Genomic DNA, 24,067 nt, shown 5'->3' with positions numbered 1-24,067 from the left:
GCCCCACAACGTCGACACAAAGTGCAAGATCGCGGGGAGGAGGGGTGGGTGGGGCAGGATGAGGGTTATGGCTAGTGATGTTCTGTCCGTGCTGACGGGCGAGATCGACGCGTTCACCGGTGCCCTGGCCGAGATGCCGGCGCCGGAGTGGGAGCGGCCGACGCGCTGCGACCCGTGGCGGGTACGCGACGTGGTGGGGCACGTCGTCGTCGTACTCTCGCGGGTGCCGGACATGGTGGCGGCGCCCGCTCCCGAGCGGGCCGGGACCACGGCGGCGCAGTACTACCGCGCCGACGGGCGGTTCAGCGACGACACGAACGACGAACGGGTACGGACGGCGCAGCGTCGCGCGGCCGACCCGGACCCGACGACCCTCGTGCGGGATCTCGCGGACACCGGGCGGACCGTCGTCGAGGTGTGCCGCGACGAGCCCGCGGACCGGGTGGTCCGGACCCGGCACGGCGACGCCATGCTGCTGTCCGACTTCCTGACCACCCGCCTCGTCGAGGTGGCCCTGCACGGCCTCGACGTCGCCGACGCGGTGCCCCGCGAGCCGTGGCTCACCCCGGCCGCCACCGAACACCTGCTGCGCCTGCTCTTCGGCCCACAGTGGCGGGTCGCGGTCGACGCCACCGGAGACCCGATCACCCTCCTCCGCAGGGCGACCGGACGCGCCCCCGCCACCGCCGACCGCCATGCCCTGCACCACCTCGGCCTGCGCCCCCTGACCCTGGGCTGACGCCTGGGTCTTCAGCCCCCAGGCAGCAACTTCGCGGATGTTGCTGCCTCCGACGCGCTGGAAGCAGCAACAACCCCGAAGTTGCGACGATCTTGGCCGCGGCACTAGGGGGTGGCGCGGCGGCGGACGCTGGCCAGCATTCGGCGTACGCCGAGCACGTGGCCGCCGGACCGGAGCAGCAGTTGCCGGTAGAGGCCGCCGGCCAGGCCGGGGAAGACCGCCCGCGTCTGCGCCCGCAGGCGGGTCCGTCCCGGCTCGACCGGATCGACGCGGAACGTCAGCGCGTACGTGGAGAACCGGTGGCTGCCCCGCAGCGTCAGCTCCCGGGCGGGGTGCGCGGTGGCCACGTGGAAACCGGGGAGGGTCGAGCCCTCGGCGAGGGGCCGTGGCCCGGACGCAACGGGGTCGGCGGCGCGTACGAGGCGGGCGTACGCGCTCACGGCGGGCCCGTCGAACGTCTCCTGCACCACGTGCAGGAGGTGCGGCCAGACGTCCTGCGGTTCGGCCGCGATCACGACGGCGTGTTCGTCCACCTCGGGCAACGAGTCGATCCGCATGGGCGCCTCCCCGCATTCCGGTCCATTCTCACCTCCACCGTGGACATCGTCGACCGGGCGATGGCGTACGGGGCGTCGAGGGGGTAGAAACGGGGTCAGAGAGCGCTCTCACCGTCGAGTGCGCCCATGGTCCGCCCAGTCGATAGGACGAACCACATGACGAGCCCGTCCCGACGTACCCTCACCCTTGCCCTGCTGGTGACCGCCGCCGTCACCGTGAGCGGCACCGCGGCCAGCGCCGGCCGCCCGACGCGCCGCGCACCCGATTTCGGGCCGAACGTGACCATCTTCGACCCGTCCATGCCGGTCGCCCAGATCCAGCAGACCCTCGACGCCGCACACGCCCGCCAGGTCGACAACGAGATGGGCACCGAGCGGCACGCGTACCTCTTCAAGCCCGGCAGCTACGGCACGGCCGAGCAGCCGTTGCAGGCCAAGGTCGGCTACTACACCGAGGTCGCCGGCCTCGGCGGATCGCCCACCGACGTCGCCGTCAACGGCAAGATCGAGGTCTACAACCGTTGCCTCGCCGACGGCGGCACCGGCAACTGCCTCGCGCTCGTCAACTTCTGGCGCACGCTGTCGAACCTCTCGCTCACCGTCGACGCCGCCGGCCAGGACGGTTGCCGCTCGACGGCGAACTTCTGGGCGGTGTCCCAGGCGGTCTCCATGCGCCGGCTCAACATCACCGGCGGCGGGCTGTCCCTGATGGACTACTGCACGGCCGGACCGCAGTACGCCAGCGGCGGCTTCATCGCCGACTCCCGGCTGCCGGCCACCACCAACGGCTCGCAGCAGCAGTGGCTGACCCGCAACAGCGAGGTCGCCGGGTGGTCCAACGCGGTGTGGAACCAGGTGTTCGCGGGCGTCGAGGGCGCACCGGACGACGCGACCTTCCCCGACCCGCCGTACACCACCCTCGACACGACCCCGGTGAGCCGGGAGAAGCCGTACCTGTTCGTGGACGGCAAGGGCCGCTACAACGTGCGGGTGCCGGCGGCGCAGCGCGACACCCGGGGTGTCTCGTGGGCCGACGGGATGACCCCCGGGCGAACCATCGGCATCGACGACTTCTTCGTCGCGAAGCCGTCCGATCCGGTCCGCGTGATCAACGCGCAGCTCGCCCGCGGCAAGCACCTGCTGCTCACCCCCGGCGTCTACGACATCGCCCGGAGCATCGAGATCCGGCGGGCCAACACGGTGGTGCTCGGCATCGGCCACGCCACCCTCACCGCCGTGAACGGCGCCGTCCCGCTGGACGTCGCCAACGTGCCGGGCGTCATCGTCGCGGGCGTCACGATCGACGCCGGCACGGTCGAGTCGCCGGTGCTGCTGCGGGTGGGCCGGCAGCACGGGCACGACGCGAGCAGCGCGGCCAACCCCACCACGCTGTCCGACGTGTACTTCCGGGTCGGCGGGCCGCACATCGGCCGGACGAACACCGCGCTGGAGGTCAACAGCGACAACGTGCTCATCGACCACACCTGGGTGTGGCGCGGCGACCACGGTGTGGAGGGCTTCACCGAGGGCGTCAACGGCGACACCGACCGCTGGCGCACCAACACCGGTCGGTACGGCGCGGTCATCAACGGTGACCACGTGACCGCCACCGGCCTGTTCGTCGAGCACTTCCAGCGCTACAACACCGTGTGGAACGGCGAGCACGGCACCACGGTCCTCTACCAGAACGAGCTGCCGTACGACCCGCCGACGCAGGCCGACTGGATGAACGGCCCGGTCGAGGGGTACGCCGGCTACAAGGTCGGCGACCGGGTACGGCACCACGACCTCTACGGCGGCGGGGTGTACGTGTTCAACCAGAACAACCCGGCGATCCACACCGAGAACGGCTTCGAGGTGCCCAACCGGCCGGGTGTGCGGCTGCACCACATCATGACCGTCAACCTGAGCGCCGGCACGATCGACCACGTCGTCAACGGTGTCGGCGACGCGGCCGACATGACTAAGGTCGGCGTGCCGGTCTACCTCGCGCAGTACCCGGCTTCGTAACGCTTCGGCGCGTACCAGAAGGGGGGCCGGCACCGTCGTGCGGTGCCGGCCCCCCGCGCCGGACGGAGCCGGCGCCACGGGCTCCGGGCCCGGCGGTGTCACTCAGGCGACGTCGTGGCGGCGGTCTGCGCGCGCTCCGGCGGCGGGGTCATGGCCGGGATGCCCGGTATCGTGCTCTCCGGCGCGCTCGCCGTCGTGGCCCGGTTCGGTGGGACCAGGAACGTCAGGTCCGGCGTACGAGAGCGCTTGGCGCGGCGCGGCGTAGCTCCCGCCTTCGGAATCGGTTGCGTCGAGCGGCTGTGCCGCGCACCGGCCTGGTGCCGGCCGCTCGACGGGCGGGTTTCGGCCCTCGCGACGCCCACCCGGGCGGCGGCGCGCTGCGGACGCTGACGGGCGGCCTGCTTGGCGACCCGGTGCCGGGCCCGTCCGCTGCCGGTCTTGAACCCGAGCGCGGGACGCTCCACCAGGTGCCAGGAGAGGGCGGCGCACAGGACGCTGCCGAGCAGGCTCAGCACGATGTAACCGACGATCCCGAACCGGGTGCCGCCGAGCAGGGCGATCATCTGCTGCACCGGGAATCCGTAGATGTAGATCCCGTACGTGTAGTCGTTCCGGCGGCTGACGTGGGACCACTTCCGGGGCAGCGCGACCGCCGCGAACAGCACCAGGTAGGCGAACGCCGGAAGACCGACCGCGAAGAATCCGCCCAGCCACAGCGAGCCGACAAGCGTGACGGCGGCCAGCGCGGCCAGCCGGGAGTTCATGGGGACCCGGTGTGCGTACAGGCGGGCGGCGGCTCCCAACAGGAACAGGAAGCCGAGCATCAACGTCCAGTCCGCGGCGAACGCCCCGATCAGCGGGAACGGCCCGACCGCGCCGTGCTGGGGCGGCCGCGAGCTCCAGTCGGGCGCCGCGAAGAAGTCCGCCAGGATCAGGGCGTAGGAACCGCCGGCCAGCACGAGCACCGCGCGAGGGGCGCGGTGCAGCACCGAGGTCACCATGAGGACGGCGACGACTGCGTAGAGCGCCAGGTCGTATCGGAGTGTCCACAGTGCTCCGTCGAAGGCACTCGGTCCACCGACGATCTGCCCGTACGGGGTGTCGGCCAGCAGCCCGGAGATGGGGAACTGCTCCATCGAGGCGAGGACGTTGGTCACGACGTAGTCGAACGGGCCCTCCGGGTGACCCCAGAACCCGTCGAGGTTGCCGTTCTCGTACAGCGCCGCCAGCGGGGCGAACACGAACGCGGTGACCAGCAGGCAGACCCACAACCCGGGGAGGACCCTCAGCGCCCGGGCGCGGAGGTACTGACGCAGTGTGGAGCGCAGGGCGCTGTCGGTGATGAGGAAGCCGGAGATCAGGAAGAAGCCGTACAGGCACATGGTGCCGAGGTCGCTCTGCCGGCCGAACGTCGCCGCGCCGATGTTCGCGCGACCGAAGCCCAGCGGCCCGGCGTGCGCGATGATCACGCCACAGGCCATCGCCAGGCGAAGCACGCCGAAGGCGTTGTGCTGGGCGGAGAACCTGCTTTGCAGAGTCGGGGACTGCTGCCCGTTGACCAACGCCTGCACCTGACGACTCCTTCGATCACTGATCAGTGAGAACCTCGGCTCGGAACGCTGCCGATCGATTCGTTAATTATCAGATGATGGAAGAGGTTTGTCCCAGAATTCTAACAATTGTCCGAATTCCGGTGTGTCAGGTGGCGGCACCGACCGTCCGGCGCACCTGCGCGACGCGCCGGGCCGACACGTCCAGGAGCCGCGCCATGGCGGCGACGCACCGTTCGGCGGCCCGTCCGTCGCCGAACGGCGATCCGACCGCCGCCGCGCGCGGTGTGGCGAGGTGCCGCAGGCCCGCCGACAACAGCAGCTCCGGATCGGTGCCGACCAGCTCGCCCCGACCCGCTGCCAGGGCCTCCGGGCGTTCGGTGGTGTCCCTGGTGACCAGCAGCGGCACGCCCAGGGTGGCCGCCTCCTCCTGGAGACCGCCGGAGTCGGTGACGACCAGGTCTGCCATCCGCAGCAGCCCGACCATCTGCGGGTAGGCCAGCGGCGGGGTGACGCGCGTGTTCGCGATGCCCGCCAGGCCCGCGCTGACCTCGGCGCTGAGCCGGGGATTCGGATGGGCGACCATGACCACCTGGACGTCGGGACGTTGCCGTGCCAGGCGGCGCAGCCCGTCTATCGTGGCCGCCACTCCCTGGCCCCAATTCTCCCGGCGGTGCGCGGTCGCCACCACCAGCTGGCGGGTCGGCTCGACCCAGGCCGGCGGTCGGGCCGCACCGCGCTCGATGAGGTCCTCCAGCGCGTCCACGACGGTGTTGCCGGTCACCGCGATGGCCTCGGCGGCGATGCCCTCGTCCAGGAGGTTCGCCCTGGCGGCCTCGGTGGGCGCGAGGTGCAGCGCGGCGATCCGGGCGAGCATCGCGCGGTTCGCCTCCTCCGGGAACGGCCGTTCCAGGTCGTTCGTCCGCAGGCCGGCTTCCAGGTGGACGATCGGGATGCGCCGCCAGAAGGCGGCCGTCCCGCCGGCCAGGGCGGTCGTGGTGTCTCCTTGCACCACGACCGCCGCTGGACGGTGGTGTGCGAGCAGGTCGTCGACCCCCGTGATGAGGGCCGCCGCCAACTCCGCGAGCGAGCCGGTGCGCCGTTGTGGACGCAGGCTCACCTCGGGGCGGAGGCCGAACGGGAGGAGTGCCTCGGCGACGCGTCCCGGTTGTTGGCCGGTGTCCGCCACCCGCACCGTGAACCTCGGATCATCGAGGAGACGGCGGATCAGAGGCGCGGTCTTCACCCCCTCCGGCCTGGTGCCGGCGAGGATCAGGACCTCTCGTGTCGTCGACCTGCTCGCACACATGGGGGGTCAGCTCCTGACGGCCGCGCGGCGACGCCGGTAGAGCGAGAACCCGCCGGTGGTGCCGGCCGCGAGCGCGCCGATACCGAGTGCGAGCGGAGCCCCGGCGAGCGGGATCACCGGGATGGGCGGTGCGACCGCGTTGGCCCCGCAGTTCGACGTGCCGATGGTCACGCCCGCCAGCGCCCCGCCGAGAGCCGTGAGGTTCAGCGCGGTGACGCTGAGCTGACCGACGCCCGAGCTGCTCTGGCTGTTCAGCGTGAGGTCGATCAGCCCCGGCACGCTCAGCCCCGTGTTCGGAGCGGGGTTGGCCGGCAGGTTGAGCAACGTCGTCTCGATGCCCAGCAGGGTGGAGGTGATGCGGGCGTTCACGAGGGTCGTCGTGCCGGTCGCGGACGGGCTGCTGGTGGCGGTGCAGGACGAGTAAATGGCATCGGCGACCAGGGCGATCGTGGCGAGACCGTTGGTACCGAGGTTCAGCGTCACCGCCGCGCCGGGCGTGACGAGGCACGACCCACCCACGCCGATGGTTACCGCACCACCCGGGCCGAGCACGCCGGCGCAGGCCGCCGAGGTGCCGTCGTTGAAGGCGCGGACGTTCTGCGCCAGGACCCCGGCGGTGATGACGGTCTGTCCGCCGAGGACGGCCAGCGGCGGGTTCTGGTTACCGGAGATCGACTCGGTGGTGCCGTCGTTGGTCGCCGACGCGGTGCCGGAGCTCGCGAGACCTCCACCGAGCAGGCTGATCTGCAGCGCGGAGGCCGAGGACTGGGAGGTGTCGGCGAACGCCGGGGAGGCCGCCAGGACGGCCATGGCGAGGCCACCGGCCAGCACCGCAGCGGTACGGGCGAGACCGGATCTGACTCGTGGCATAGATGTCTACTTTCTGACGTGGGCGGTTGTGGGGCGGTCTGTGGTGGGGGTGGTGAGGTGCGTGAGGTGGACCAGGTGCCGTGGCGGCCTGATCGAGCGAGGTCCGGCGACCCGGCTCGAACCACGCGCCGGATGCGCCCGCCGTGCCTGCGGCTGGGCCGGTACGGCCACGGCCACCCGACCGACGGCCCGGACCGGCGCCGGCTGCGGCTTGGGGTCGGCGGCCCGGGCGGTCTTCTGCCAGTCGGTGCGGGCGGTCACCATGCGGGCGAAGGCCAGCCAGACCGCGAGCGACTGGGCGTAGCTGTAGAGCCAGTGGCAGACGCCGAGCAGCAGAGCCTTGCCCACCGACAACTGCGGCTCACAGCGAACCCGGTAGACGATCCCCCAGAGGGCGAACGGCCCGACGCCGAAGACCAGCACCAGCGGTGGCACGCCCCACCCGCCGCCGTCCCACCAGCCGGCCAATCCGCCGGCGGTGCGGTCGACGTACCAGATCATCACCGCCAGGCAGGCGGCATAGATCGGCGTGCCCAGGAGCTGGGTCCACGGCGCGGCCAGGAAGTGGGCGATTTCCAACGTGGCGGAGTTCCTGATTCGGGGGGAGCGCAGCACCCGGCCCAGATAGCGGCCACACTGCATCGAGCCCTGAGCCCAGCGGGTCCGCTGCCGCACCAGTGGTCCGATCCGGGTCAGCGCCTCCTGGGCCACCCAGCTCTCCGCGCAGTACTCGGTGCGTCCACCGGCCAGCAGGATGTGCAGGCCCAGCTCGAAGTCCTCGAGCAGGGCGCCGTGCCACGGTGTGCCGTGTTCGGCGGCGATGTCGTTGAGCAACGACAGGCGGGTGAACTGCCCGTTGCCGCCCATCGCCACGCTGCCGGTGTGTCGACGCAGGGACTGCATGGCGGCGATCGGCGCGCGGAACTCCATGTCCTGTAGCCGGATCAGCAGCCGACCCCAGCGGCTGACCTCGGTCGCCGGGGCGTACCGACGCGGCGCGCACTGGAGCATGCGCACCTCCACCTGGACCGCGCCGACGTCCGCCGTACCGAAGTACTGCCGGCCCGAGAGTGCGACGGGGCCCTGTGGGTCGAGCCGGCTGTCCGCGTCCAGGACCCCGACGATCACCCGGCTGCGGTCGACGCCGGCCGGCAGCGACTGCTCGATACACCGCCAGGCGGCGTTGAGCGCGGCGCCCTTGCCCTGCCGCGCGTCCGGTAGCTGACGCCGGACGACGTGCACCCGGGGCTCATCGGCGAACGCGGCCAGTTCGGCGAGCGTGCCGTCGTCGGAGGCGTCGTCGACGCACCAGACGGCCACCTGCGGGAAGTCGCCGAGCAGCCGCCGCAGCGTGTCGCCGATGACGGACGCCTCGTTGCGACACGGCACGATGATGTGCCAGTCGAAGCCGTCCGGGCTGCCGCCCCGGCTACGTCGGGTCTTCAGGTGGAAGACCAGGATGCTCAGCACGTACGCGCAGAAGCTGACGCACAGCAGGAACGCCGCCGTGTTGAGCAGCGCGAGGGTCTGGGTCTCAGCGGACACCGGCGACCGCCCCCCGCATGCGCTTGGTGCGGCTGACCAGGACGACGAACAGGATCGCCACGGCGATCAGGCCGGCCGTCGTGATCACGGATCCGATCAGCACGTGGCTGCGCTCGTAGCCGAGCCGGAAGCCCCAGGTCTGCATCGAGACGACGACCGCGGCGAGGCGCACCTGGTTCACCGTGATCAGCAGCAGGGTGGCGATTCCCAGGGCGTTGAGTCCACGGGTCATCGAAATGCGCCGGAACCCGACGAGCGTCGAGGCCAGCACGATCGGCGGTATCAGCAACATGGCGACCGAGCATCCACTGGAGACCATGAAGCCGACCCAGCGCTCGTCGAGCGGGAAGATGACCGCCGCGCCGATCGACCTGGCGTGCGCCAGGCCGACGGTGTCGACCAGGCGGGCGTTCAGCCAGGCCTCGCCGCTGGCGATGTCGTGCCAGCGCCACAGGGTCGCGGCGGCCACGGCGACGCCGAACAGGATGCCCGTCGTCGCGCGCAGCCACGCTCCCCAGGTGGAGGAACCTGTCATCGTTCACGGCCCAGCATGGCGACGAACCACAGCGCCAGGCCGAGCACGACCAGGCCGATGCCGACTAGCAACCACGACTGGATCGCGACCCCGGTGGCCGCCAGCCCTCCGCCGATGTGTGGACCCTTGGTAGGTCTTCCGTACATGGCCAACCCCCTCGTGAACTCGGAGGTCAGGATGGCATCGGCAGAATCGGGCAAACAGGATAAAAACCCATAGACGCCCTAAAGAGTGATTAAATACCCCTTGTGTGGGTGGCGCCGCGATGGTCGGGCGGCATCCCTTGCGCCGCAACAGATTCGATGTCCCGAGAGTGGTGCAGAGGTGGTCAAGATGGTGACCGGATCCCCCCGCAGGGCGGGCTCGCCGACGACGTCCCGGTGGCGGGCCCTGGCGGGCTGGCAGAAGGCCATGGTCGCGTTGACCCTGGTCTTCGCGGTGCTCTGCGCGGGCGTCGTCACGGTCGGCTTCGGTCTGAAGCACCGGTACGAGAGCCGGGTGCAGCGCGAGGACATCCTCGGCCAGGGCACCGGTCCCCGCGACGAGCGCCGCTGGAAGTCGGGGCCCCTCAACCTGCTGCTGCTCGGGTCGGACTCCCGCGACGGTGAGCCGGATCAGGCGCTCTACCCCGGGCAGCGCTCGGACACCATCATGCTGGTGCACGTCAACGCCGCCCGGGACGCGGCCACCGTCGTCTCGATTCCCCGGGACAGCTACGTCGAGGTTCCCGCCGCCGGTGGGGTGTGGTCCGGCGGACTCAACAAGATCAACGCTGCGTTCGCCTTCGGCGGCGCCGCGCTGGCCGCCGAGACGGTCGCCAAGCTCACCGGCCTACCCCTGGACGGGGTGCTGGTGGCCAACTTCGCCGCCGTCCGCAAGCTGGTGGACGCGGTGGGCACCATCAACGTCTGCCTGCCCTACCCGGTCACCTCCTCGGACACGAAGGTCACCTGGACCGCCGGTTGTCACGACCTGGACGGCAGGGCGGCCGACGACCTGATGCGGCAGCGACACGGAGTGCCCGGCGGCGACTTCGGGCGCATCCACGACCAGCAGCTGGTGGTCCGTGCCCTGGTCGAACGGATCAGCGCGACGAGTCTGCTCACCAACCCGACCCGACTCGACCGGGTGCTCACCACGGCGGCCGAGTCGCTGGTCGTCGACCGTGACCTCGACCTGGCCGACCTCGCCCTCGCGGTGCGCCGGGTCAGGCCCGAGACCGTCCAGTTCGTCACCGCCCCCTTCAGCGACGCCAACCTCCAGACCCCGGCCGGGTCCGCAGTACGGCTGGACGAGGTGAAGGCCCCGGCACTCTTCGCGGCCGTCCGCGAGGACCGTGTCGCGCAGTGGCTCGCGGCCAACCCGCAGACGGCGCCGACCAACTGAGCCGCGCCGGTCCTGGCGGTCGGACGCAGATCGCGGAGAACGTAGTCTCACCCGGCGCACGCGCATCTGAGCTTCGAGAACTCTCCGGCGCTGCCCCACGAGGTGGTGGCTGAGGTGTTGGTGCAGGGACGTCGACGCTCGGGCTCTCGACGGATATGACGACGTCCGGAGCTTTCTCCGCTCGTGGTGAGGTCGTCAGGTGCGGGGAGAACACGCGGAGGCGGACACGGTCGTGAGCGGTATGCCGCAGAGTCATCTTGATGCCTCTGCGGCATACCGCTCACCAGCACATCGACCCGCTGAGAGCCGAGCGAACGGCGCCGGCGCCCTCGTTCAGCGCGTCCGCTGCCAGTAGCGGCACGTCCAGTCGACCTGGTGTAGCTCGTCCTCGATGCCGTGCTCGGCACGGAAGTCGTCGACGGCCTGCTTGCACCCGCGTACGGCGTGGTAGTCGTCGATGATCACGTACCCGCCCACCGACAGCTTCGGGTAGAGCGAGCGCAGCGCGACCATCGTGGAGTCGTAGAGGTCCCCGTCGAGACGCATCACCGCCAGGCGTTCCATCGGCGCGGTGGGCAGGGTGTCCGCGAACCAGCCCTTGAGGAAGCGGACCTGGTCGTCGAGGAGGCCGTACCGCTCGAAGTTCTTCATCACCTGCTCCTGCGACACGGCCAGGAAGGACACCTGCCACAGCGCGTCCTCGACGTCCTCGACCCGTCGGGGGTCCGGCTTGGGCAGACCGCGGAACGAGTCCGCGACCCACACCGTGCGGTCCCGGTCGCCGTAGGCGCGCAGCATCCCGCGCATGAAGATGGTCGCGCCGCCGCGCCAGACCCCGGTCTCGATCAGGTCCCCGGGCACGCCCCGGTCCAGCACGTCCGCGATGCACCGCTCCAGGTTGTCCAGCCGGCGCAGGCCGATCATCGTGTCGGCCTCCGGCGGCCAGTCCCGGCCGTTGGCCCGTGCCTCCGCGTCGAACGGGAACTGGAGCACCAGCTCCAGCCCCTTGCGTTGCAGCAGGTGCCGGCCGCGCTGGTAGAGCTTCCCGTGCAGGGAACCCCGACGTGGCTGGTAGGGCATCCACGTCTCGCGGAAGACGTATCTGGTCAACGCCTTCTTGAGCAGGTCGCAGTAGAGCGCCCGGGGATCGTCAAGCATCGGGTCGGACGACTGGCTCGGCGCCAACATCTCACTCATCGGCAATCTCCTTGTCGGTGTCTCTGATCGGCAACTGGCGGCCCGCCTCGGCGTGCGGGCGCCGCCCCCTCGTTCGTCAGCCCCAACGGTCGGCATCGCCGACGGCGACCGCGCGGCGCAGCACGATGGACGTGGAAGAGAGTCGTTCCGTACCCGGTCGTCCGGCGGGCAGCAGCTCCTGCCCGTAGGCCGACCACCGGCCCGTCGGGTCCGGGATGGGCGTCTGCGCCGACGACGGCGGCGTCACGGGCTCGGCCGTCGCCGACCGCCAGGTCGCCTCGGGCCGGGCCAGTGGCCGTCCGAGCACGCTCACCCCAGCAGCGCCGTGGCGGGTCGGCGAGCCATTCGCGTGCTCGGGACTGCGGGGAACGTCGGTCACCACCGGGTTGGGCTCGGTGATGGCGTCCTCGACGCGGGTCGCCCGGACCGGCGTCTGCGGGAGGCGGGCATTCGCGTCGCCCGCCGCCTGCTCGACCGGCGTCGCCTGCTCGACCGGCGTCGCCCGCTCGACCGGAACCGCCCGCTCGGTCGGTGTCGGCCGCTCGACGGCGATGCCTTCGACCGTCCTCGCGGACGGGCGAGGCGAACCGCCCGAGTCCCCGGTCTGCCGGCGATGCCGCCCGCCCGTGCTGCCGGAGGAGTCCTCGACGAGCGCGCTGACCAGCTCCCGGATGACGGCGCCCGACCTCGACGACGGCACCGACAGGGTGTCGTGTGTCGGGTCCGGCGTCGGAGTCGGTTGCTGACCGGCCACCCGGTGGTCCGTACGCGCCTCCGCGCCGATCACCACGACACCCGCCAGGGGAAGCCCGAGGCGCTGCACGAGCCGGGCCGCCCGCGTTCCGTCGTCGAGGTTCGTCCGGCCGGCGCGAATGACCAGCAGCACCCCGTCCGCGTGCTGGGCGAAGGCGGAGATCTCCCGTCCCGCCAGGATCGGCGGCGCGTGGACGAGCACGCAGTCCTCGTCCTCGCCCAGGGCGTTGAGAAGTCCGCCCAGGTCGTGCAGGGCCTGCGTGTCGGCACCCTCGCGGGGTTCGGCCGGCAGCACGGTCAGGGTGGGGAAGTCGACCAGGCGCACCGGGGAGCGCTTCTGCGTGAGGACCTGTTGCCAGGTGTGCGGCGCCTCCGGGAAGTGACCGGACAGCACCGGATCCCGTACGGCTCCGTCCACCAGGGTGGCCCGGCAGTGCTCGTCGGCCAGACCGAGACCCAGCAGCGCGGTCACCAGCGCCTTTCCGTCGTCGTCGTGGGCGCTGGTGACCAGCAGCCTCCGGCGCGGCAGCGGCGCGGTGAGCACGCTGAGCGTCGAGATCGTGGCACGTACGGCGTCGGTGACGTCGCTGCGCGCGTAGAGCGCACTGGCGTGGTGGCGGGAGAAGCGGCGCGGCAGCTTCGGCAGCACGCCGAGGACCGGCAGGCCCAGGCGCGTCTCGACCTGCCCGACGTCACGCAGTCGGCTGTCGAACCGGTCGCGCAGGAGCGTCGCGCCCCAGCCGGCCAGCAGTCCGGCCAGGGCACCGAGCACACCGTTCAGCAGCGGCTTGGGAAAGGCGGGGGTGGCCGGCGGGCTCGCGGTGTCGAGCACCCGGGCGCTGATGATGGTCGAGCCGCCCATCTCCAGTTTGCTCAGGCGTTCGCTGGCGGCACGGGAGGCCACGTTCGCGATCGCGGCGGCCTGGGCCCCGGAACCGGCGCTCGCGTGCACGGTGATGATCTGTAGACCGAGTTCGTACTCACCGTTGACGTGCCCGAGCACCGCGTGCTCGGGCAGTCGCAGTGTGCGCGCCGTCTCGATCGCGACCTCCCGGGAGCCGACGAGTCGGGCGATGGTGGGTGTGAGGTTCTGCGCGAGAGCCAGATCCGCGGGTCGGCTCTCGTCGGTCTGTTCGGCGCTGACCAGTACGGACGCCTCGGCCTCGTAGCGGGCCGGGAGGAGTTCGGTGACCCCCTGGGCGGCGGCCAGGCCCGCGCACAGGCCGATCAGCGGTACGCCCACGCGGCGCCAGGAGGCACCGAGCAGGCCCTTGACATCTATCGACGCGCTCATCAGGCGATCGCCTCTCTTGTTGGATGCCCGGTCTCGGCGGGCGGTGTGCGAAAGGGGCGGGTGGGGGACCGCAGCCCGCGCCAGGTGGCGCAGAGGGTGTCGGCGATGCGTGCCCAGTCGAACTCGGCGTGCGCTCGGCGCAGGCCCTGGTTCGCCAGCCGGCCGGCGAGTGGGGGATCGTCGCGCAGCCGCGCGAGGCAGGTCGCCAGCGCGGGCACGTCACCGGCGGGAAAGACCAGGCCGGCGTCGCCCACCACGTAGGGGATCTCGCCGACGTCGCTGCCCACGACCGGTACGCCGCAGGCCATGGCTTCGACCAGCACCCGGCCGAACTGCTCGCGCAACGGGATGCCGATCCACGGCAGGGTGTTGCGCTGCACCACCTCGACCGACGGCATCGCCACCGCGTCCATCCGGTTCAGCAGAGCGGGCAGCTCGGCGTGCCCGGCCCAGCCGTGCCGGTGCACCCGGCCGGGCCGTCGCGCGGCCGCCCGGTCGATCTCGCCGCCCAGGCTGCCGTCCCCCACCAGCGACACGTCGCAGTCGATCAGCTCGGCCGCGCGCAGCAGGTCCGTCACGCCCTTGTGTGGCTCGAACCGTCCGACGAATCCGACCGTGAACGGCCGCATCGCCGGGTCGGTGGGCAGCGGACGGAAGGTCCGGGTGTCCACACCGAGCGGCACGATCGTGGCCGGACCCCGGTAGCCCTTGACCCGCAGTACGTTGAGCGCCGCGGGCGTGATCGGGAAGGCGTGGTCGACGGACAGGTAGGACTGTCGCTCGATCCGGGGAAACGGCACCGGGAACCGGGTCACCACGTTCTGCGCGGCGTACAGGGTGGTGGGCACTCCCGCCCAGCAGCGCTGCCGCAGCCGCAGGGCCTGCCAGGTGGTGAGGTAGGCCGCCTCGCCGATGACGTGCAGGATGTCGGGGCGGGTGGTGGTCACGCCGTGGTTGCCGGGGAGCCGGAACAGCACCGAGGCCATGTGCCCGGTCAGCGACTCGCCGAGCAGGTGCGGTACGACGTGGTACCGCAGTCGGCGGTGTCGCCCGGTGAGCCGGGCCAGTTCGCGTCGGGTCACCGGGGACACGTCCGCGGCGAGGACGGTCAAACTGACGTCGGGCTGTTCACACAGCACGTCGAACAGGTCCGTCCAGTGTTCGGTGCGCTTGCCGACGACCGTGATCAGGACGTGCATCACGCTCCTCCTCCCGTCTCTGCTCGGGTGACCGCGATCCGGCCGATGCGGGTCCAGGCCCGCAGCCGCGCCGTCCCGGCCCGGGGTTGCAGGGGCATCCGCACACCGGCCAGACCGATACCGATCAGGGCGCGCAGCAGCACGGCGCCGCGTACGGCGCGCAGGGTGCCGGCTCGGTGCCGGGCGAAGTACCGCAGCATGCTGCGGTACAGGTGGGGCCAGATCCAGGCCGGGTCCGAGCTGCTCGCGCCCCCGGTGTGCAGGGCGGTCACGGATGGCACGTACAGCACCTCGGCGCCGCGTCGGGCGGCCTGGAGGCACAGCTCCTCGTCCTCGTAGTAGAGGAAGTAGCCCTCGTCGAGCCCGCCGACCGCCTCGAACAGGTCGGTGCGCACCGCCAGGCAGGCCCCGGAGACCCAGTCCACCGGGACCGGCTGTGATCCCCGTACGCAGGCGTCGTAGGCGGCCCGGCGCTGCCGGCCACTGAGCAGCCGGCGCAGCGCGACCGGCGTCAGCGACCCACCGAACCGGCTGGCCAGCACCGTGCCCAGGGACTCGAACCGGTGCGCGCTGATCGCGATCCGGCCGTGCGCGTCGATGAGCCGTGGCCCCGCGATGCCCACCGACGGCCGGCTCCTGATGACCCGGACCAGCTCCGCGGCCATCCCGGGGGTGACCACGCAGTCCGGGTTGACCAGGAGTACGACGTCGGTGTCGATCCCGGCGGCGGCCCGGTTCACCGCGCTGGCGAAGCCGGTGTTGGTGGTGTTGACGAGGACCGTCACCTCCGGGAAGCGGCGGCGGACGAGCGCGACCGTGCCGTCGGTGGAGGCGTTGTCCACCAACCGCACCGGCAGTCCCTCCTGCCGTAGCGCGGTCAGGGCGGCGACGATCTGCCGCTGCGAGTTGTGGGTCACCACCACGGCGGTGGCGTCGGCGTTTCTCATGCCGGGACTCCTGTCCGGTGCACCGGGCGGGGCAGGAGCGGCGCTCCTGCGAACCGTCGAAGCGGCGCACCTTCGTGTGCTGCGGTGAGCAGGGTCAGCGCCGGCAGCAGGCCCAGTTCCCAGTGCCCGTCGGTCGGCGCGGCGAAGACGGCGGCGGCCAGGAAGCCGCAGGACAGCGCCGCGAACGGCAGGGTGATCCCGTCCCGTCCGCGCAGGCCGACGCGGATGCTGCGCACGATCGGCCAGAGGACGAACAGGATGCCGACCAGCCCGAGGTTCGCCAGCACCGTGACGTAGAAGGCGTGGTAGACCGGTCCGACGTCGGTGAGGGTGAAGCCGGACAGGTAGACGTCGGGCGTGCTCTGTCCGAGGCCGGCGCCGACCAACGGCTGGTCGGCGAAGACGCCCAGGCCCACCGACGACTCCGCACCCCGGTAGCCGGCCGACTGCGCCAGGCCCTTGGCGATCTCGTCGGCCCGGTCCCGTACCCCCGGTTGCAGGGCGAGGACCGCTGCCACCGCGACCCCGGCGGCGGCGGTCGCGGCCAGCCCGGTGCGGACGGCCCGACCACCACGGACCAGCATGATCAGCAGGGTCAGGACGGCGGCGAGCCAGATTCCCCGGTACGACGCCAGGAGGACGTCGACGGCGAAGAACCCGGCGAGCAGGAGGACGCCGTTGCGACGCCACCCCCGCAGTCGACCGGCGGCCCAGATCAGCGGCGGGACCGCCATCAGGGTGATGAGTCCGCCGTGCCGCCCCGGCGTGGTGACCGAGAGGGCGGTGAAGGTGGCCGCCAGCACCACGTACAGGATTCCGGCCGCGAGGATCCGACGGGCGGTGGTCAGGGTGTGGGTCGCGACGAAGAAGTACACCGGGATGGTGGCCATCTGGTACGCGGCGACCAGGACCTCCTCGGGGGCGTTGCCGACGGCCAGGCCGTAGATCGCGGCCACGGCGGTCAACCCGATGAGGCTCAGCATGCCCACGTCGGCGGGGGTACGCCGGGCCGGCCCCTCCACCCGCAGCCAGTGCCGTACGGCCAGCGCGGCGCCGCCGGCGGCCAGCAGCAGCACCTTCACCGCGATGAATCCCCGGACGTCACCGCCGCTGAGTACGGCGCCGATGACCGCGCCGCCGATGATGCCGACCGGCAGCACCGCCCACGGCCAGAGCAGGAACACGCCACCGGCGAGCACACCGGCGGCGGCGGCCAGGCCGACCGGTCCGGGCAGCAGGGTGACCACGGTGACCAGGGCGCCCAGCCCGGCGCCGCCCAGGAGCACGGTCGGTGCGACGATCGGCACTCTCATCGCGGCAACCCCGCCAGCAGTGAGCGCAGCCGTATGCCCCGGACGGACCAGCTGTTGCGGGCGGCGACCGCCCGCCGTCGGGCGACCTGGTCGGGCGTGTCGGCGTCGTCCAGCGCGGCGCCGATGGCGGCGGCGAAGCCGGCCGCGTCGTCGGCGAGGGCGATGACGTCGGCGAGCGCCCGCAGCGCGGGCAGCGGTGTCGCGACGACGGGCTTGCCGAGGGCGAGGTACTCGTAGCACTTCTTCGGGTGCACGTAGTCGACGAGGCTGCCGACCCGGTAGGGGATGACGGTGACGTCGCAGGCCCGCAGGATGTTCGGCACCTCGGCGAAGCCGACGGCGTCCACCATGTGCACGTTGGACAGGTGCGCGAGCGGCGCCCGTCCGGCACGGGTGGACGGTCCGATCAGCACGAACGTCCACTCGGGGTGCGCCCGGGCGACCTCGGCGACCAGGTCGCCGTCGAAGGCGCGGGTGTCGACCGCCCCGCTGTAGCCGATCAGTGGCCGGCGCAGCCCGGCCAGCCAGGGCGCGACCGGGCCGTCCGGCGAGAAGTGCTCGGGGTCGCAGCCGTTGGCCAGGACCACCGGCGCGGGGTCGACGGCGGGCATCCGTTCGGGTAGCGCGCTGGACGAGGCGAGCACGAGGTCGGCCGCGCCGACGGCGGAGTCCAACGCTCGGCGCAGGTGCCGACGGTTCCAGCGTCTCGTGAACGTCCAGTCCAGGTCGGTGGCGTCGTACACCACGGCGGACGCGTCCAGGCGGGCGGCGACCGGCGCGGCCAGGTCCTCGTCCAGCCACAGCAGTCGTACCGAGTCGGCGTTCCGGCGGAACCAGCGACGGAGCTTCAGCGCGGCGAACCACCGGTTGATCCGGTTGACCGGCGGCACGTGCCGGCCGAGCGGCAGCAGCGCGGGCCCGGCGCACTGCCACAGGCCGTCGGCCACCTGCCGGACGCGCACCCGCCAGCGGGGGAGGTGTCCGGCGGGGTCGACGAAGAGGACCCGGTGGTCGACGGTCAGCTCGCGCGCCAGCGCGTGCTGACGGTGGGCGCCGTTGGCCCACGGGGTGCCGCTGAAGACGACCACCCAGTCCCGGTCGTCGGTGACCGTCTCGTCGACGGTCGGCACTGGTCGGCGAAGCGTGCGCTCAGCCACGGCTCGACCGCTGCATCGGTCGGGGCCCTCCGGGGGGCAGCACCTCGTCCTCACCCAGCCGGCCGAGCACCGGGTGGGCGCGTTCGTCGTCCAGGCGCAGCAGGCGCGCTCCGGCGTGGCGGTCCAGCCAGCCGCGCACGGCGTTGGCCGCGATCCGGCGGTTGATCCAGTTGACCAGCGGCAGTGCGTCGCCCCACGGCAGCGCGGTGGGCGCGCTCGCGTGCCAGGCCGCCGAGCCGATCGGGGTCACCTCGCACCGCCAGCGCGGGCGTCGGGCCGGCGGGTCGACGATGAGCAGTCGTTGCCCGGGTGTCAACTGGCGCAGCACGGTCGAATGTCCGTCGACGGACCACCTGGTACGGCGGAACAGCACCAGCCAGTCGCGGGTGTCGCCGTCGGGCAGCGGGCCGACGTCGCCGCGCAGCGCGGCGAGCAGGTCGGCCATCCCCAGCTGGACGGGTCGGCCGAACAGCCGCTTGACCAGGTGGTCGACGAGCAGGACGGCCCGGAAGATCGCCATCCGGTGCCGGGGTTGGGTCGTGCGCAGGTAGCCGACCAGGCTGCCCAGGAGGTGTCGGAAGCGGATGGTCGGCCCGAGCAGCCGGCAGGACGCTCCCCGGCTGTGGGTGACCACGGCGTCCGGGATCATCCACAGTTGGTGGCCGGCCTGCTGGAGTTGACGGGCGAGGATGGCGTCGTTCCAGTAGACGGGGAACGTCTCGTCGAAGATGGTCTGCCGCCCGAGCACCGCGCGGCGCAGCAGCATGCAGCTGCCGGAGGCGAGTTGCCGGGGGCGACTGAAGTCCTCGCCGCGCATCTGGAACCGGTGCAGCGCCTGCCGGAACCCGGGCACGCGGCGCAGCGCGGTGACGAGGGCGATGGTGGCCGCGAAGCTGGGCTGCTGGACGTAGTGCTGCTGGAACGTGCCGTCCGGGTTGAGGTACAGCGGGCTGACCCCGGCCACCTCCGGCCGCTCCCGCAGGTGCTCGATCATCCGGGTCAGCGCGCCCGGGTGGAACCGGACGTCGCTGTTGAGCAGCAGGACCAACGGCCCGGTGGAGCGGCGGTACGCCTGGTTCACGGCGGCCGCGAAGCCGGTGTTGTGGCTGTTGCGGATCAGCCGGACCCGCGGCTGGTCGGCGAGCATGTCGGCGGAGCCGTCGGAGGAGGCGTTGTCGACGGCCACCACCTCGTAGTCCAGGTCGGCGGGGGCGGTCGCGGCCAGCGACTCCAGGCACTGCCGGGTCTGCTCGCGCGTGTTCCAGCTGATCAGCAGGACCGACAGCTGTGGGGCGGCCATCACGACACGCTCCGGTCGTCCCGGCGGGCGAAGATCCGCAGCAGGTCGCCCTGCCGCGCGTGCGTCACCCGGGGTGAACCGCTGGCGGCGACGTCGGCGACCAGGAGGTTGCGCGCGTTGCGCCACCGGGCCGCCGGTCGCCAGTAGAACCGCGAGAAGACCGTGTCGTGGGCGATGACCCGGAAGCCGGTCTCCACCAACATCCGGCTGAGCGTGTCCGGGGTGAAGTGCCACCGGTGGTACGCCGGGGCGATGGCGGGCCAGTCGGTGCCGAGTCGGCGGGCGGCGGCGGAGGCGATGTTGGGTACTTCGAGGGCGAGCCAGCCGCCGGGGGTGAGGGCGGTGTGGGCGGCGTGCAGGAAGGCGCGGGGGTCTTGGACGTGTTCGAGGACGTGGAAGGCGCAGATGGTGTCGGCGGTGAGGGTGGGTGCGATGGTTTCGAAGTAGCCCTGTCGTACGGGCATGTGGAGGTGGTCGCGGGCGTACTGGGCGGCGGCGTGGCTGACTTCGATGCCGGTGGCGTTGATGCCGGCGTGGTGGGCGGCTTCGAGGAAGTAGCCTCCGGCGCAGCCGGCTTCGATGAGGGTGGTGGGTCGGACGGTGGAGAGCAGCCAGCGCAGCCGGCGGGCCGCCTCGAACCGGCGTTGGTCGGCCGAGGCGAAGTACTCCTGGTACCCGTCGGTGGTGTAGTAGGCCTCGTCGTACAGCTCCTCGGGGTCCGGCGCGTCGCCGGCCGTCCAGACGAAGCCGCAGTCGGCGCAGCTCCAGAGCAGGTCGCCGAGCGTCGGCCTGTGTCCGCCCGCGCGGCCGCAGAGCCGGCAGCGGACCAGCTCGATCCCATCCAGTTTCATCGGGTACTCCGTCGTTTTTGTGGCGTCCGGGCGATCACCCGGAGCAGGTCGCCGAGGTGCGGATGGGTCAGCCGCGGTGAGCGGAGCCCGATCAGGTCGGCGGGTAGGAGGTGGCGCGCGTGCCGCAGCCGGTACCGCAGCGGCATGTAGTAGCGGAAGACGGTGGTGTCCTGCCGGACCACCTCGAAGCCGGCGTCGGTGACGAGACGGACCAGTGTGGCGGGCGTGAAGTGCCAGCGGTGGTAGCGCGGTTGCAGACCGGGCCAGTCGGTGCCGAGTCGGCGGGCGGCGGCGGAGGCGATGTTGGGTACTTCGAGGGCGAGCCAGCCGCCGGGGGTGAGGGCGGTGTGGGCGGCGTGCAGGAAGGCGCGGGGGTCTTGGACGTGTTCGAGGACGTGGAAGGCGCAGATGGTGTCGGCGGTGAGGGTGGGTGCGATGGTTTCGAAGTAGCCCTGTCGTACGGGCATGTGGAGGTGGTCGCGGGCGTAGGTGGCGGCGGCGTGGCTGACTTCGATGCCGGTGGCGTTGATGCCGGCGTGGTGGGCGGCTTCGAGGAAGTAGCCTCCGGCGCAGCCGGCTTCGATGAGGGTGGTGGGTCGGACGGTGGAGAGCAGCCAGCGCAGCCGGCGGCCCGCCTCGAACCGGCGCGGCCCTTCCCGGAAGTAGTCGTCGTAGCCGCCGTCGGCGAAGTAGTCCTCGTCGTAGCGGCCGTCCGCCTCGGCCTGCTCCTGCGCGGTCCAGGCGAACCCGCAGGCCGCGCAGCGACGCAGCAGCCCACCGAGTTCGGGCCAGTGGTCCTGCCGCGGTCCACACACGAGGCACCGGGCGGTGTGGCGGTCGACGCTCATCGCGGACCGCCCGCCGTCGGCGCGAGGATGGCCGCGGGAGCGCGCAGCAGCCGGTGCAGCCGCATCCGGTCGCTCGCGCTGACGTGTCCGCCGATGATCAACAACACGGCGGCGACGAGCAGGGTCAGACCCACCCGGCTGCCGACGGCGAGGGCGGCGTCGAGTCGCCCCGGGCCGTCCGGCAGGTATCGGCTCGCCGCGCTGGCGACCAGTCCGGCCGCGACCGCCACGGCGATCGGCGGCCAGATGGCCCGCGCCAGCGGGGTCAGCCGCCGGGCCGTCGCCGCGTGGAAGTGGACCAGGAAGTACGCGGTGCTGAGCACCACGGCCAGGGCGGTCGACAGGGGTACGCCCAGCGGGCCGCAGAGCCAGATCAGCGGCACCGTGAAGGCCAGGTTGAGCACGACGGAGAGCAGCACGTACCGGGTCTCCAGGCCGGGTCGGCCCTCGGCGCGGGCCACCACGGTGGTCGCCCCGCTGATCAGGTTGAGGGCGTACGCGGGGGTGAGCACGAGGATGTTCACCGTCGCCCAGGTGACCTGGTGTCCCAGCCAGAGCCGGACCAGCGGGTCGGCGCTGACCATCAGCGCCGCGGCGGCCGGCGCGAGGAACAGCGCCAGGTAACGGGTCGCGGCGAGGTGGAACCGGTCCGCCCAGCCGACGCCCTGGGCCGCCGAGCGCGCGACCGCGGCGGGAAACAGCACGACCAGGGCGAGACTCGGCGGCAGGCGCAGCAGGTTGAGCAGGCGGGTGCCCAGGTCGAAGTCACCGGCGACGGCGGGACCGAAGACACCGCCGAGGACGAGGCGGTCGAGTTCCACGTTGACCATGCCGGCTCCGGTGGACACCTGCACCCGCATGCCGTACCCGCCGATCCGGCGGACGTCGCTCCGGCCGAGCCGTCCCCAGCGCGGGGACAGGTCCGGGCGCTGCCGGTGGGTGGCCCCGGCGAGTAGGAGCGTACGGATGACGCCGGTGGCGGCGGCGGAGGCGGCCAGCGCCGCCAGGCCGCCGCCGAGGCGTACCACCAGGATCGCCAGCGTGGCCCCGAGCACGGCGGTGCCGGCGCTGATCGCCGCGAGCGACCCGTACCGCTGGCCGCCTTCGAGCACGGCACGCCAGGGCAGCTCGACGGCGCTGGCGACCAGGCCCAGAACCAGCCAGATCGTCGCGTGCCACGCCTGGTCGGCGAGGTCGCCCAGCCGCAGCAGGCCGGTGATCCACGGCCAGCAGACGCCGAGCGCGCCCAGGGTGAGCAGACCGAGCAGTACGGCCCAGCCGAGCGTCAGCCCTTGCAGCCGGCGCACCAGGTCACGGTCCGCCGTGCTCACGGCTCTGGCCACCTCGCGCACCAGTGCGGAGCCGAGTCCGAGATCGATCAGCGCGGCCATCGCCAGCAGACCGGTCAGCACGATCCAGACGCCGAACTCCCGGGGTCCGAGGCTCTGGTAGACGACCGGCACCGAGACCAGCCCGGACAGCGCCATGACCACCCGCGCGCCCAGCATGCTGGCCGTGTTGCGGGTGACCCGGGTGTCGACCGTGTCGGTGGCGCTACCCACGGGGAAACCCCCGGAACAGCTCCACCACGGTCAGCAGCAGCAGGGCCAGGTCGACCCGCATCGACCGGCAGTTGAGGTAGAGCAGGTCGCAGCGGAGCTTGTCCTCCACGGTGGCCGCGTAGCCGCCGGTGAGTTGCGCGATGCCGGTGAGGCCGGGGCGGATCAGGTGCCGCAGGTCGTAGTGCGGCAGGCGCTCGAAGCCGGCGATGAACTCCGGCCGCTCGGGGCGTGGGCCGACGAGGCTCATCTCGCCGCGTACGACGTTCCACAGTTGGGGGAGTTCGTCGAGGCGGGAGCGTCGGAGCCAGCGTCCGACCCGGGTGATCCGGGCGTCGTCGGGCTGGGCGAGGACGGGCCCGGTGGCCTGTTCCGCGCCGACCCGCATGGTCCGGAACTTGACCAGCCGGAACAGCCGGCCGCCCGCGCCGACCCGCTCCTGGAGGTAGAACGGTGGACCGGTGAACGAGACCACGACGGCGATCACCGCGATCAGCGGGAGTACCACGGCGGCGCTGAGCAGGATGACGGCGAGGTCGAAGGCCCGCTTGAGTCGTTCGTGCCGGGGTCGGCCCGCGCCGGAGGCGAGGCGGATCCAGGGCAGCCCGCCGAAGCGGGCCATCGCCGGCGCTCGCAGCAGGCCGTAGACCGGTCGGGCCAGCACCAGGATCTCGACTCCGGCGCTCAGGCAACTGGTCATGAGGCGCTCGTCGATGCTCTCCAGGGAGTGCTTGAGCAGCAGGAGTCGGGGGCGGACACGGGTGAGGACCGTCGCGACGTCCTCGGGGCGCGACGACATCGGAAGCCGGGCGGCGACGTCGAACTCCTCGTCGAGCCGGTCGGGAACCGGGGGGACGTCGTCCGGTTCGATGACCACCACGCGTAACCGCCGGTTGTTCTCCTCCGACCGCGGAGTCCGCTCGCGCCGTCCGGCGTGGGGCACGGACACCTGACGGACTCCCACCCGGGACGTCGGCGCCGTGCCGAGACCGATCGGGACGTCGGCGCGGTCGAGCGACGCCGGAGTGTGGCCCGCACGGATGGGACCCCGGGTCTTCCTCAACGCGTCGACCTCCTCGGTCAGGGACTCGCACGGCATGCCGGCCAGCACACCCCGGGAGCAAGTGTCAAGGACAAAAGACCCAAGA

At 72.1% G+C, this 24,067-nt stretch carries 21 protein-coding genes; 3 read left to right on the top strand and 18 right to left on the bottom strand.

Features of this window, described 5'->3' with window-relative positions:
• Positions 1–67: 67 nt before the first annotated feature.
• The gene (locus tag ACN269_RS05885; RefSeq protein ID WP_421471419.1) at positions 68–739 is read left to right on the top strand and encodes a maleylpyruvate isomerase N-terminal domain-containing protein; all 672 of its coding nucleotides are present in this window, start codon (positions 68–70) and stop codon (positions 737–739) included.
• Positions 740–843: 104 nt separating this feature from the next.
• Here ACN269_RS05885 and ACN269_RS05880 read toward each other — a convergent pair whose 3' ends face one another.
• Positions 844–1,296, bottom strand: a complete 453-nt coding sequence (locus ACN269_RS05880) for a hypothetical protein (protein ID WP_421471418.1) — start codon at positions 1,294–1,296, stop codon at positions 844–846.
• Between the two features lie 156 nt (positions 1,297–1,452).
• Here ACN269_RS05880 and ACN269_RS05875 point away from each other — a divergent pair, with 156 nt between their 5' ends.
• A complete protein-coding gene (locus ACN269_RS05875; RefSeq protein ID WP_421471417.1) occupies positions 1,453–3,306 on the top strand; it encodes an adenylyl cyclase in 1,854 nt (617 codons plus the stop codon).
• Positions 3,307–3,404: 98 nt separating this feature from the next.
• On the opposite strand, the gene ACN269_RS05870 is transcribed toward ACN269_RS05875, so the two are convergent.
• From ACN269_RS05870 to ACN269_RS05845, 6 genes are all read right to left on the bottom strand, one after another.
• A complete protein-coding gene (locus ACN269_RS05870) occupies positions 3,405–4,877 on the bottom strand; it encodes an acyltransferase family protein (protein ID WP_421471416.1) in 1,473 nt (490 codons plus the stop codon).
• A 127-nt stretch (positions 4,878–5,004) separates the two neighbouring features.
• Entirely contained in the window at positions 5,005–6,165 is a 1,161-nt protein-coding gene (gene wecB, locus ACN269_RS05865; protein WP_421471415.1) for a non-hydrolyzing UDP-N-acetylglucosamine 2-epimerase, read from the bottom strand.
• Between the two features lie 6 nt (positions 6,166–6,171).
• Positions 6,172–7,035 carry a choice-of-anchor P family protein gene (locus tag ACN269_RS05860; RefSeq protein WP_421471414.1) on the bottom strand — a complete coding sequence of 288 codons (864 nt, stop codon included), beginning with the start codon at positions 7,033–7,035 and terminating at the stop codon, positions 6,172–6,174.
• Positions 7,036–7,041: 6 nt separating this feature from the next.
• Positions 7,042–8,580 (bottom strand): glycosyltransferase family 2 protein, encoded by a 1,539-nt coding sequence (locus tag ACN269_RS05855; RefSeq protein WP_421471413.1) that lies wholly within the window; start codon positions 8,578–8,580, stop codon positions 7,042–7,044.
• On the bottom strand, positions 8,570–9,115 hold the full coding sequence (locus ACN269_RS05850; RefSeq protein ID WP_421471412.1) for a hypothetical protein: 546 nt from the start codon (positions 9,113–9,115) through the stop codon (positions 8,570–8,572). The genes ACN269_RS05855 and ACN269_RS05850 overlap by 11 nt, the downstream gene beginning before the upstream one ends.
• Positions 9,112–9,261, bottom strand: a complete 150-nt coding sequence (locus ACN269_RS05845) for a peptidase (RefSeq protein WP_421471411.1) — start codon at positions 9,259–9,261, stop codon at positions 9,112–9,114. The genes ACN269_RS05850 and ACN269_RS05845 overlap by 4 nt, the downstream gene beginning before the upstream one ends.
• Positions 9,262–9,448: 187 nt before the next feature.
• Here ACN269_RS05845 and ACN269_RS05840 point away from each other — a divergent pair, with 187 nt between their 5' ends.
• Positions 9,449–10,501 (top strand): LCP family protein, encoded by a 1,053-nt coding sequence (locus ACN269_RS05840; protein ID WP_421471410.1) that lies wholly within the window; start codon positions 9,449–9,451, stop codon positions 10,499–10,501.
• A gap of 333 nt (positions 10,502–10,834) precedes the next feature.
• Here the strand turns inward: ACN269_RS05840 and ACN269_RS05835 are convergent, their stop codons facing one another.
• The 11 genes from ACN269_RS05835 to ACN269_RS05785 all read right to left on the bottom strand — a co-directional run bounded on the left by ACN269_RS05835 (position 10,835) and on the right by ACN269_RS05785 (position 24,018).
• Positions 10,835–11,698, bottom strand: a complete 864-nt coding sequence (locus ACN269_RS05835) for a TylF/MycF family methyltransferase (RefSeq protein ID WP_421471409.1) — start codon at positions 11,696–11,698, stop codon at positions 10,835–10,837.
• 76 nt (positions 11,699–11,774) lie between these two features.
• Positions 11,775–13,745 carry a hypothetical protein gene (locus tag ACN269_RS05830; RefSeq protein WP_421471408.1) on the bottom strand — a complete coding sequence of 657 codons (1,971 nt, stop codon included), beginning with the start codon at positions 13,743–13,745 and terminating at the stop codon, positions 11,775–11,777.
• The gene (locus ACN269_RS05825) at positions 13,745–14,944 is read right to left on the bottom strand and encodes a glycosyltransferase family 4 protein (RefSeq protein WP_421471407.1); all 1,200 of its coding nucleotides are present in this window, start codon (positions 14,942–14,944) and stop codon (positions 13,745–13,747) included. Before ACN269_RS05825 ends, ACN269_RS05830 begins: the two co-directional genes overlap by 1 nt.
• Positions 14,944–15,891 (bottom strand): glycosyltransferase family 2 protein, encoded by a 948-nt coding sequence (locus tag ACN269_RS05820; RefSeq protein WP_421471406.1) that lies wholly within the window; start codon positions 15,889–15,891, stop codon positions 14,944–14,946. Before ACN269_RS05820 ends, ACN269_RS05825 begins: the two co-directional genes overlap by 1 nt.
• Positions 15,888–17,204, bottom strand: coding sequence for an O-antigen ligase family protein (locus tag ACN269_RS05815; RefSeq protein WP_421471405.1), 1,317 nt, complete (start codon positions 17,202–17,204; stop codon positions 15,888–15,890). The genes ACN269_RS05820 and ACN269_RS05815 overlap by 4 nt, the downstream gene beginning before the upstream one ends.
• The gene (locus ACN269_RS05810) at positions 17,201–18,361 is read right to left on the bottom strand and encodes a glycosyltransferase (protein WP_421471404.1); all 1,161 of its coding nucleotides are present in this window, start codon (positions 18,359–18,361) and stop codon (positions 17,201–17,203) included. Before ACN269_RS05810 ends, ACN269_RS05815 begins: the two co-directional genes overlap by 4 nt.
• A complete protein-coding gene (locus tag ACN269_RS05805; protein WP_421471403.1) occupies positions 18,354–19,661 on the bottom strand; it encodes a glycosyltransferase family 2 protein in 1,308 nt (435 codons plus the stop codon). Before ACN269_RS05805 ends, ACN269_RS05810 begins: the two co-directional genes overlap by 8 nt.
• Positions 19,661–20,512, bottom strand: a complete 852-nt coding sequence (locus tag ACN269_RS05800) for a methyltransferase domain-containing protein (protein ID WP_421471402.1) — start codon at positions 20,510–20,512, stop codon at positions 19,661–19,663. The genes ACN269_RS05805 and ACN269_RS05800 overlap by 1 nt, the downstream gene beginning before the upstream one ends.
• Positions 20,509–21,360, bottom strand: coding sequence for a class I SAM-dependent methyltransferase (locus ACN269_RS05795; RefSeq protein ID WP_421471401.1), 852 nt, complete (start codon positions 21,358–21,360; stop codon positions 20,509–20,511). The genes ACN269_RS05800 and ACN269_RS05795 overlap by 4 nt, the downstream gene beginning before the upstream one ends.
• Positions 21,357–22,922, bottom strand: coding sequence for a lipopolysaccharide biosynthesis protein (locus tag ACN269_RS05790; RefSeq protein WP_421471400.1), 1,566 nt, complete (start codon positions 22,920–22,922; stop codon positions 21,357–21,359). The genes ACN269_RS05795 and ACN269_RS05790 overlap by 4 nt, the downstream gene beginning before the upstream one ends.
• Positions 22,915–24,018 carry a sugar transferase gene (locus ACN269_RS05785; RefSeq protein ID WP_421471399.1) on the bottom strand — a complete coding sequence of 368 codons (1,104 nt, stop codon included), beginning with the start codon at positions 24,016–24,018 and terminating at the stop codon, positions 22,915–22,917. Before ACN269_RS05785 ends, ACN269_RS05790 begins: the two co-directional genes overlap by 8 nt.
• Between the last annotated feature and the right edge of the window lie 49 nt (positions 24,019–24,067).

Origin of the sequence: Micromonospora sp. WMMD736 (genome assembly GCF_049179015.1) — a bacterium.
Taxonomy (GTDB): Bacteria; Actinomycetota; Actinomycetes; order Mycobacteriales; family Micromonosporaceae; genus Micromonospora.
Note: the sequence above shows the minus strand (reverse complement) of the source record. Positions and strands in the feature narration are given on the sequence as shown.

Bases quoted from the DNA above. Each gene is read 5' to 3' on its own strand.
- ACN269_RS05800 (WP_421471402.1), bottom strand. From the start codon at position 20,512: ATGAAACTGGATGGGATCGAGCTGGTCCGCTGCCGGCTCTGCGGCCGC.
- ACN269_RS05805 (WP_421471403.1), bottom strand. From the start codon at position 19,661: ATGGCCGCCCCACAGCTGTCGGTCCTGCTGATCAGCTGGAACACGCGC.
- ACN269_RS05835 (WP_421471409.1), bottom strand. From the start codon at position 11,698: ATGAGTGAGATGTTGGCGCCGAGCCAGTCGTCCGACCCGATGCTTGAC.
- ACN269_RS05815 (WP_421471405.1), bottom strand. From the start codon at position 17,204: ATGAGAGTGCCGATCGTCGCACCGACCGTGCTCCTGGGCGGCGCCGGG.
- ACN269_RS05825 (WP_421471407.1), bottom strand. From the start codon at position 14,944: ATGCACGTCCTGATCACGGTCGTCGGCAAGCGCACCGAACACTGGACG.
- ACN269_RS05820 (WP_421471406.1), bottom strand. From the start codon at position 15,891: ATGAGAAACGCCGACGCCACCGCCGTGGTGGTGACCCACAACTCGCAG.
- ACN269_RS05885 (WP_421471419.1), top strand. From the start codon at position 68: ATGGCTAGTGATGTTCTGTCCGTGCTGACGGGCGAGATCGACGCGTTC.
- ACN269_RS05845 (WP_421471411.1), bottom strand. From the start codon at position 9,261: ATGTACGGAAGACCTACCAAGGGTCCACACATCGGCGGAGGGCTGGCG.
- ACN269_RS05880 (WP_421471418.1), bottom strand. From the start codon at position 1,296: ATGCGGATCGACTCGTTGCCCGAGGTGGACGAACACGCCGTCGTGATC.
- ACN269_RS05860 (WP_421471414.1), bottom strand. From the start codon at position 7,035: ATGCCACGAGTCAGATCCGGTCTCGCCCGTACCGCTGCGGTGCTGGCC.
- ACN269_RS05795 (WP_421471401.1), bottom strand. From the start codon at position 21,360: ATGAGCGTCGACCGCCACACCGCCCGGTGCCTCGTGTGTGGACCGCGG.
- ACN269_RS05830 (WP_421471408.1), bottom strand. From the start codon at position 13,745: ATGAGCGCGTCGATAGATGTCAAGGGCCTGCTCGGTGCCTCCTGGCGC.
- ACN269_RS05875 (WP_421471417.1), top strand. From the start codon at position 1,453: ATGACGAGCCCGTCCCGACGTACCCTCACCCTTGCCCTGCTGGTGACC.
- ACN269_RS05785 (WP_421471399.1), bottom strand. From the start codon at position 24,018: ATGCCGTGCGAGTCCCTGACCGAGGAGGTCGACGCGTTGAGGAAGACC.
- wecB (WP_421471415.1), bottom strand. From the start codon at position 6,165: ATGTGTGCGAGCAGGTCGACGACACGAGAGGTCCTGATCCTCGCCGGC.
- ACN269_RS05850 (WP_421471412.1), bottom strand. From the start codon at position 9,115: ATGACAGGTTCCTCCACCTGGGGAGCGTGGCTGCGCGCGACGACGGGC.
- ACN269_RS05840 (WP_421471410.1), top strand. From the start codon at position 9,449: ATGGTGACCGGATCCCCCCGCAGGGCGGGCTCGCCGACGACGTCCCGG.